This is a genomic window from Rhizobacter sp. P2_H2, assembly GCF_056403375.1.
In genome coordinates, this window is record NZ_JBFUFP010000177.1 from 1 (window position 1) to 7606 (window position 7606).

Genomic DNA, 7606 nt, shown 5'->3' on the forward strand with positions numbered 1-7606 from the left:
GTCTGCAGCCGCGCCGCGCCGTTGGCGCTCTGCCCGGCCTGCGAGAACGAGGTGCGCACCGCATCGAGCAGCCCGAACAGCAGGAAGGCCGCGATGATCGAGACCAGCGTCAGCACCGTGCGCGTCTTGCGCCGGAACAGCGAGGCCCAGACGAGGTGGAGGTACTTCATGACGCCAGCTCGGGCGTCTCGACCTGGGCGACCAGGCTGCCCTTGTCCAGGTGGTGCGTGCGGTGCGCGTACTCGGCCGCCTTCGGGTCGTGGGTCACCATCACGATGGTCTTGCCGTGGTCGCGGTTCAGCACGCGCAGCAGGCCCAGCACGTCCTCGGCCGACTGGCGGTCCAGGTCGCCGGTGGGTTCGTCGCACACCAGCAGCATCGGGTCGGACACGATCRCGCGCGCGATCGACACCCGCTGCTGCTGGCCGCCGGACAGCTCGGTCGGCTTGTGCGAGGCGCGGTCGGCCAGGCCCACCAGCTGCAGCGCGATCGCCGCGCGCTTCTTGCGCTCGGTGGCCGACAGCTTGGTCAGCAGCAGCGGCAGCTCGACGTTGCGCTGCGCCGACAGCATCGGCATCAGGTTGTAGAACTGGAACACGAAGCCGACCCGCGAGGCGCGCCACTTCGCGAGCGCCGCCGACTTGAGCTGGTCGATGCGCTGGCCGCCGACGCTGATGCTGCCGCCGGTCGGCGCATCGAGCCCGCCGATCAGGTTCAGCAGCGTCGTCTTGCCCGAGCCCGACGGGCCCATCAGCGCGACGAAGTCGCCCTGGTCGACATCGAGGTCGATGTGGTGCAGCACCTCGACCTTCTGGCGGCCGCGCTCGTACACCTTCGACAGGTCGCGGATCTCGATCAGCTGGGTCATGGGTTCTCCTGGGGGTTCTGTCTTGTTGAAATGCAGATCACTCGGTTTCGTCGGGCCGCACCGCGGCACCGTCCTTCAGCGATTCCGGCGGCGACACGACGACGCGCTCCCCCGCCTTCACCGCATCGGGCAGCAGCTTCTGGCCGCCGATGTCGCCGCCGGCCGGCTTCACGCTGCGCTGCTGCACGCGGCCGTCGGCGACGACGAACACCACCGTGCCGCCGTCGCGCTGCACCAGCGCCYGCGGCGGCACCAGCACGCCCTTGGGCACGGGCGGTGGCGCGCCGTCGGCGCCGGCCGCGGGCTTCGCGCTCAGGAAGGACACGCGCACGCCCATGTCGGGCACCATGCGCGCGTCGCGCTGCTCGAAGCCGACCCGCACCTTCACCGTCGCCTTGCCGCGATCGGCCGACGGCACGATCGCGATCACATGGGCCGGCACGCGCCAGTCGGGGTAGGCATCGAGCACTGCCTCGACCGGCATGCCCGGCTTCACCTGGCCGATGTAGGCCTCGCTGACGTCGACATCGACCTCGAGCGAATTCATGTCGACGATGGTGCCGACGCCGGTGCGCGTGAAGCCGCCGCCGGCCGACAGCGGCGAGACGATCTCGCCGACCTGCGCCGCCTTCACGGTGATGATGCCGGCGAACGGCGCCCGCACCGTCGTGTAGTCGAAGTTGACCTGGGCCTGCGCCACCTGCGCGCGCGCCGCGTCGGATTCGCGCTGGCGCGCCTCGAGCATCGCGGTGGCACTGGCGAGCGCGGTGCGGGCCTGCTCGGCGCCCTGCTTCGTCGTCATGCCGCTGGCCGCGAGTTCGTCCTGGCGCCGCGCGTCGGCCGCCGCCTGGGCCAGCTGCGCGCGGGCCTGTGCCACCTGGGCCTGCGTCGAGGCCAGGTTGGCGCGCGCGACATTCAGCGTCGCGCGCACCGCGCCGTCTTCGAGGCGCGCGAGCACCTGGCCCTTCTCGACCCGGTCGCCCTCCTCGATCAGCACCTCGGTGAGCGTGCCGGTGAGCTGGGTCGAGACGGTGGCCTGGCGGCGCGCGGTGATGTAGCCGGTCGCCTGCAGGATGGCGCCGGCCCCGCCGCCGGCGCGCGGGGCAGTGGCCGCCGCGGTCTTCACCGCGATCGGCCGGCCGCCGAGGAACCACCAGGCGCCGGCGCCGAGCAGCGCCAGCACGATCACCGTGACCAGCACCGCCCAGATCCAGCGCGGCACGCCGCCGCCTTCGTCCTCGCGTTCGCGGTGGTCGATCCGCAGCTCGTTCAACAGATTCGCGTCGATGTCGCATCCCCCGGTCTGCAAGCAGCCGGCGATTATTGTCGAGACTCCCTGCGCCGACCACCCCAACATTGCGGTTGTCGTGCGGCAGGCCGTCGATATCCTTCGCGCCGGGAGGCTGGTGGCGTCGCCGCGGGCCGCACCCGTTCGACATCCAAGGGAAACAACAAGCATGAGAACCTCGACCCTGCTGCTGGGCGCAGCCCTGGCCTGGCCCGTCGCCGCGATGGCCGACCACGTCACCGTCAACTTCACCGCGCGCGTGCTCACCTCGAGCGGCACGCGGCCGCCGGTCGGCGCCACCTTCACCGGCGCCTACGTGTTCGACTCGGACCCGGCCGCCTACACGCAGTGGCCCGATCCGTCGAATCCCGGCTACCTCGGTTACGAGACCTTCGCGAGCTCGTATGGGCTCACGATGGCGTGGCCCTCCGGTCCGATCGATTTCACGCAGGGGGGCGGTGTCTCGGTCGAGGTCTTCGACAACAGCACGAGCCCGGCACTGCCGGTCACCGGCGATGCGACGCTGTTCGGCGTGAAGCGCAGCAACGTGATCTATCGCTTGTCACTGTTCGGGCCGGCCAGCTCGTTCAGCGGCAGCAGCCTGCCCACCGCCCCGTGGCTGTCGGGTCAGTGGACCAGCGGCACCTTCACGATCCGCGACCAGAACATCTTCAGCACCGTACTGACGGCCGAGATCCTCGGCACCAGCGTCAGCTCGGTGCCGGACTGACTTACTGGTACGGCTGCAGCTGCGACGCCGTCCAGCGCGCGTCGTACACGATCGGCTGCTGCAACCACTGCTGCAGCCAGGCCGGCAGCTCGATCACCGGCCCGATGCCGCCGCCCGGCGGCATCAGCGGCCCCACCTCCTGCGCAAAGCGGAAGGCGTGCGTCGGGTCGTACTTCAGCTTCACCGCGTACAGCCCGGCCTGCGCATCCGCCCAGTAGGCCGGGCCGTAAGCCGGCTGGTCCGGCCGCGGGTAGTTCTGGTAGATCTCGCCGTTCCACATCGGCGCCATCAGGTTCATCCAGCCGACCAGGAAATCCTGCGACGCCTGCTTGTGCGCCTCGTCGAACCAGAACACGTCGAGCACCGCGTTGAAGGCCGAGTTGCGGTGCACGAAGGCATTGGCCTGCGGCGGCACCTCGTTGATCGCGCCGCCGTAGAACTCCATGTAGAAGTAGGTCAGCTCGTTCGGTGCGGTGACGAAATACTGCAGCAGCCCCAGCCATTCGGCGGGAGTGAGCGGGCGCGTGACGTAGCGCGAGGCCTTGTCCTCGAACGGCATCGGGCTGTCCGGCGCCAGGCAGGGCATGCCGTAGGGCTCGTTCAGCAAGGCCTTGTTGAGGTTGTAGTAGCTGTCCATCGCGGTCCATTGCGTGATGGCGCCCGGCAGGTCGCACAGCGGCTGGATCGCGGCCTGGCCCTCGGCCTGCGATCCGACATACAGCCCGCGCACCATCAGATAGGGCTGCTGCGGCTCGAGCGRCAGCCCGCCCTGCGTGCCGGGCTGGTAGCACAGCGACACCTGGATGTTCAGCGCCTGCGGCAGCGCCGCCAGCATGTAGCCCGACTGCAAGGCCATCAGCGCGCCGGTGGCGTTCTGGAAATCGGCCGGCGTCTGCAGCGGCCAGATCAGCGCCCAGCCGAACACGTCGCCGAGCGGGCGCAGCTGGTAGCGCACCGACAGCAGCACGCCGAAGTTGCCGCCGGTGCCGCCGCGCATCGCCCACCACAGGTCGGTGTTGGCGACCGGGCTCGCGGTGACGACGCGCCCGTTGGCCAGCATCACCCGCATGTCGATCACGTTGTCGCAGTTCATCCCGAAGGTGACCGACGTGAAGCCGTAGCCGCCGCCCTGCAGGTAGCCGCCGATGCAGACGTCCTGGCATTCGCCGCCCGGCACGTGCAGGCCGGTCTGGTCGAGCGCCAGGTCGAGCTTGCTGAACGGGCAGCCGGTGCCGACGGTGGCGACCTGGGCCGCGGCGTCGATCGTGACCTCGTTCAGTTCGCTCACGTCGATCAGCACGCCGTAGCCGGCCGAGAAGCCGGCGGTGCAGTGGCCGCCGGAGCGCACGGTGAACGGCAGGATCACGTCCTGCGCGAGCTTCAGCGCGATCGCCACGTCGCTCTCGACGGCGCAGTAGACGATCGCCACCGGGAAGGCGTTGAACACCGGGTTGAAGAGCTGGCGATCGGCGTTGTAGTCGGGGTTGTCCGGCAGCACGATGTGGCCCTGCAGCGCGGTCTGCGCATCCTTCAGCTGCTGCAGCGGGATCTTGTCGAAGGCATTGGAGGAGAGCCCCTCCCAGTGCCGGAACAGCGCCTGGTCGCGCACGAGCTTGCGGTTGCGTTGAAGAGACATCCAGTGGCTCCCTGTGAGGACGCGGCAGGGTAGGCGATGCCCGGAGCCGATGCAAGACGAGCTTTCGAGGAAGTTCGCACATTGAATGCGGCGCCGTTTCCGCTAGCATCGACCCCGCACTCACTGGGCACCGCACGGGGCACGACCCCCACCACCCAAGCACATGGCTGCTGACGCGTCCACCCGACTCCTGCCCCCGCACTCGCCATCGGCCGACGAAGCCCTGGCCGCGGCCTGGGCCGCGCTGGACGACGGCCACGTTCAGGCGGCGCGCCACATCGTGCAGGGCGTGCTGAAGAACGCGCACGACACCGACCTGCACGTCGAAGCCCGCGCGCTGTCGTGCCTGGCCCATTGCGACCGCGTCAGCTCCCGCCTGCGGCGTGCCGCCGAGACCAGCCGCCGCGCCGCGCAGCTCTTCGAGCGGCTGGGCGACGCGCAGGGCGAGGCCAATGCGCTCACCACCCTCGCCCATGCCTGCATGCTGCTCGGCCGCAATGCCGAGTCGGTCGAGGCCGCGCTGCTGTGCGTGCGGCTGTGCGACAAGCTGCCGCCGCAGGCCCAGACCGTGCTCGCGCACAACTGCCTGGGCCTCGCCTGCTCATGGAGCGGCGACCACGACCGCGGCGATGCCTCGCTCGAACTCGCGATCCACGCCGCGCAGCGCTGCATGCCGCCGGTCAGCATCTACCAGCCGCGCCTGAACCAGGTGTGGATCGAGGCCTCGCGCCTGCTCGACGGGCGCTACCAGACCGGCCGCATCGGCAGCCTCGTGCGCATGGAGGGCCTGATGCGCGAATGCCACGAGCTCGAACGCGCCGGCAACGGCTTGGCGGTGCTGCCGGGCCTGCAGGCGATGGCGAAGACGATCTCGCTCGCGTCCTCGGGCCTGCTGGCGGCCTGGCAGGGCGATGTCGCCGCGGCCCGGCCGGCCATCGACGCCGCGGCGCGCTCGCTGACCCCCACGATGACCTGGCTGGACTCGTTCGTGCGCTGGTGCGCCGCCGAGCTGGCGCTGGCACAGCGCGACTGGGAGACCGCCGAGCGCGAGCTGATCGAGATGCGCGAGATGGCGCTGGCTGTCGAGCACGAGCAACTCGCCTGCCGCGCGCACCTGGTGCTGGCGCAGGTCTTCGAGCTGCAGGGCAAGCATGCGCTGGCCCAGCGCGAGCACCGGGCGCTGCGCCGCCGCGAGCAGCGCGTGGTGACCGAGGGCATGAGCAGCCGCGAATCGATGGTGGCCTGGCAGCTCGGCGCACGCCAGAGCGAGCGCCACCTGCAGCAGGCGCTGGTGGTGTCGAAGCAGTTCGAACGCTGGTCGCTCGAAGACGCGCTGACCGGCCTCGCGAACCGGCGGCATCTCGAGCAGCAGCTGGCGCAGCGGCTGCAGGCGCTGCAGGCGGAACAACGCCCGTTGACGGTCGCGATGGTCGACGTCGACAAGTTCAAGTCGGTCAACGACCGCTTCACGCACAGCGTCGGCGACCGGGTGCTGAAGACGGTGGCCGCGCTGATGGCCTCGCAGGTGCGCGACGGCGACCTGCCGGCCCGCTGGGCCGGCGACGAGTTCGTGATCCTGTTCCCCGACACCACCGAGGACGAGGCGCGGCCGGTGTGCGAGCGCATCCGCGCCGCGGTGTCCGGCTTCGACTGGGAGTCGATCGCCCCGGGCCTGCGGCTGTCGGTGAGCCTCGGGCTCGGCGAAGCGTGCGAGGGCGATACGATCGAGTCTGCGCTGCACCGCAGCGATGCATCGATGTACAGCGTGAAGCCGACCGAGTCGACGCACGCCTGAGCCGGCGGGGCCTGAAGGTTCCGCTTTCCCGACCCACTTGACGACCTCCCCATGACACGACGTCCTTTCCTTGCCAGCGCGCTGGCCGTGCTGCTGACCAGCCTGTCCGCCTGCGGCGGCGGTGGAGATTCCGGCGGTTCATCCGACGACAACGCCGCGAAGGTGCTGTTCGTGCCCGACAAGGCGCATGCCGTCGTCGGCGCGCTGTCGACGCTGTCGCCGGCCGTCGGCAACGTCCGGATCGACACCTTCGCGTTCGCCTCGTTCTCGGGCGACAACCTGCAGTACGACCCGGTGCGCGACGAGCTGTACGGCGCGACGGTCGCGGCCGGGCAGGTCAGCGTATCGGTCTACGGCTCGGCGAGCCGCGGCTCGGCCGGTGCCACGCTCGTGCGCTCGTTCAAGCTGCCGGCCGACGTCGTCCGCGCGAACTGGCTGACGCTCGACCGCACCACCGGCACGCTGTACATCTCGACGAACCGCCAGGCCGACAACACGCTGCTGGCCTACAAGAACGCCGCCACGCTGAGCGGCACGCCGACGCCGGACCGCAACCAGGCGTTCAAYGGGCTCCTGCAGCCGACCTTCGACTTCACGCGCGGCATCATCTACGCCGGCCAGGCCCGGCTCGCCCTCGCGACCGGCCAGCAGATCACCACGCTGCCGGCCTTGCCGGCGGGCGGCACCTCGGCCGCCATCGATTCGCAGCGCGACGTGCTCTACCTCGCCAACTCGACCGACAACACGCTGCGCGTCATCACGCAGGCGAGCACCGCCAATGCCACGCTCGTCGCGACACTGCCGGTGCCCGGCATCCAGTACGTGACGGTGGATCCGGCGAACAACCGCCTGTACGCGAGCGTCGTCGCAACCGCGTACGTGTTCGAGAACGCCAGCACGATCAGCGGCGATGCCGCCAACGCCACGACGATCAGCTCGGCGGGCTCGACGCTGGGCGGCGTGGCGTTCCGCTGAGAGGCGAAGGCAGCGCATGGGCGCAAAGACATGGATGCTGGCGATCCTGGAGACCGACGCGCGCGCGGTGCTGGCCGAGCGGCCGGTGCTGGACCGCGCCGCCACGGATCTGCTGGCACAGGCGCTGTTTCCGCAAGAGCCGCTGGAGGCGCTGAGCGACGCCGATCTCGCCTCCACCAACCCGCCTGACGAGCAGCTGCTGATCGGCTGCTTTCCCGGCGTCACGATCGTGTCGGCGCACGAGTTCGCGATCGATCGCCCGAGTGAGCTGCCGCAGCGCTTCCTGCAGGCGGCCGGCTCGCGCACCGTGGTGC

General features: G+C 70.3%; 7 protein-coding genes. 4 read left to right on the forward strand and 3 right to left on the reverse strand.

The annotated features are described in order from the left end of the window. Positions 1-166 precede the first annotated feature (166 nt). Both AC1D15_RS12215 and AC1D15_RS12220 read right to left on the reverse strand, forming a co-directional pair. Entirely contained in the window at positions 167-868 is a 702-nt protein-coding gene (locus tag AC1D15_RS12215) for an ABC transporter ATP-binding protein (protein WP_477826176.1), read from the reverse strand. A gap of 37 nt (positions 869-905) precedes the next feature. Then, positions 906-2141, reverse strand: a complete 1236-nt coding sequence (locus AC1D15_RS12220) for an efflux RND transporter periplasmic adaptor subunit (protein WP_477826177.1) — start codon at positions 2139-2141, stop codon at positions 906-908. Positions 2142-2325: 184 nt separating this feature from the next. Here AC1D15_RS12220 and AC1D15_RS12225 point away from each other — a divergent pair, with 184 nt between their 5' ends. Then, positions 2326-2886 (forward strand): hypothetical protein, encoded by a 561-nt coding sequence (locus tag AC1D15_RS12225; protein WP_477826178.1) that lies wholly within the window; start codon positions 2326-2328, stop codon positions 2884-2886. Between the two features lies 1 nt (position 2887). On the opposite strand, the gene AC1D15_RS12230 is transcribed toward AC1D15_RS12225, so the two are convergent. Then, entirely contained in the window at positions 2888-4522 is a 1635-nt protein-coding gene (locus AC1D15_RS12230; protein ID WP_477826179.1) for an FAD-binding oxidoreductase, read from the reverse strand. Positions 4523-4685: 163 nt separating this feature from the next. On the opposite strand from AC1D15_RS12230, the gene AC1D15_RS12235 reads away from it, so the two are divergent. From AC1D15_RS12235 to AC1D15_RS12245, 3 genes are all read left to right on the forward strand, one after another. Next, positions 4686-6317, forward strand: a complete 1632-nt coding sequence (locus AC1D15_RS12235) for a GGDEF domain-containing protein (protein ID WP_477826180.1) — start codon at positions 4686-4688, stop codon at positions 6315-6317. 51 nt (positions 6318-6368) lie between these two features. Then, complete coding sequence (locus tag AC1D15_RS12240) at positions 6369-7292, forward strand: hypothetical protein (RefSeq protein ID WP_477826181.1); 924 nt, start codon at positions 6369-6371, stop codon at positions 7290-7292. Between the two features lie 16 nt (positions 7293-7308). Then, a partial coding sequence (locus tag AC1D15_RS12245) for a DUF6928 family protein (RefSeq protein WP_477826182.1) occupies positions 7309-7606 on the forward strand: 298 nt, incomplete at its 3' end.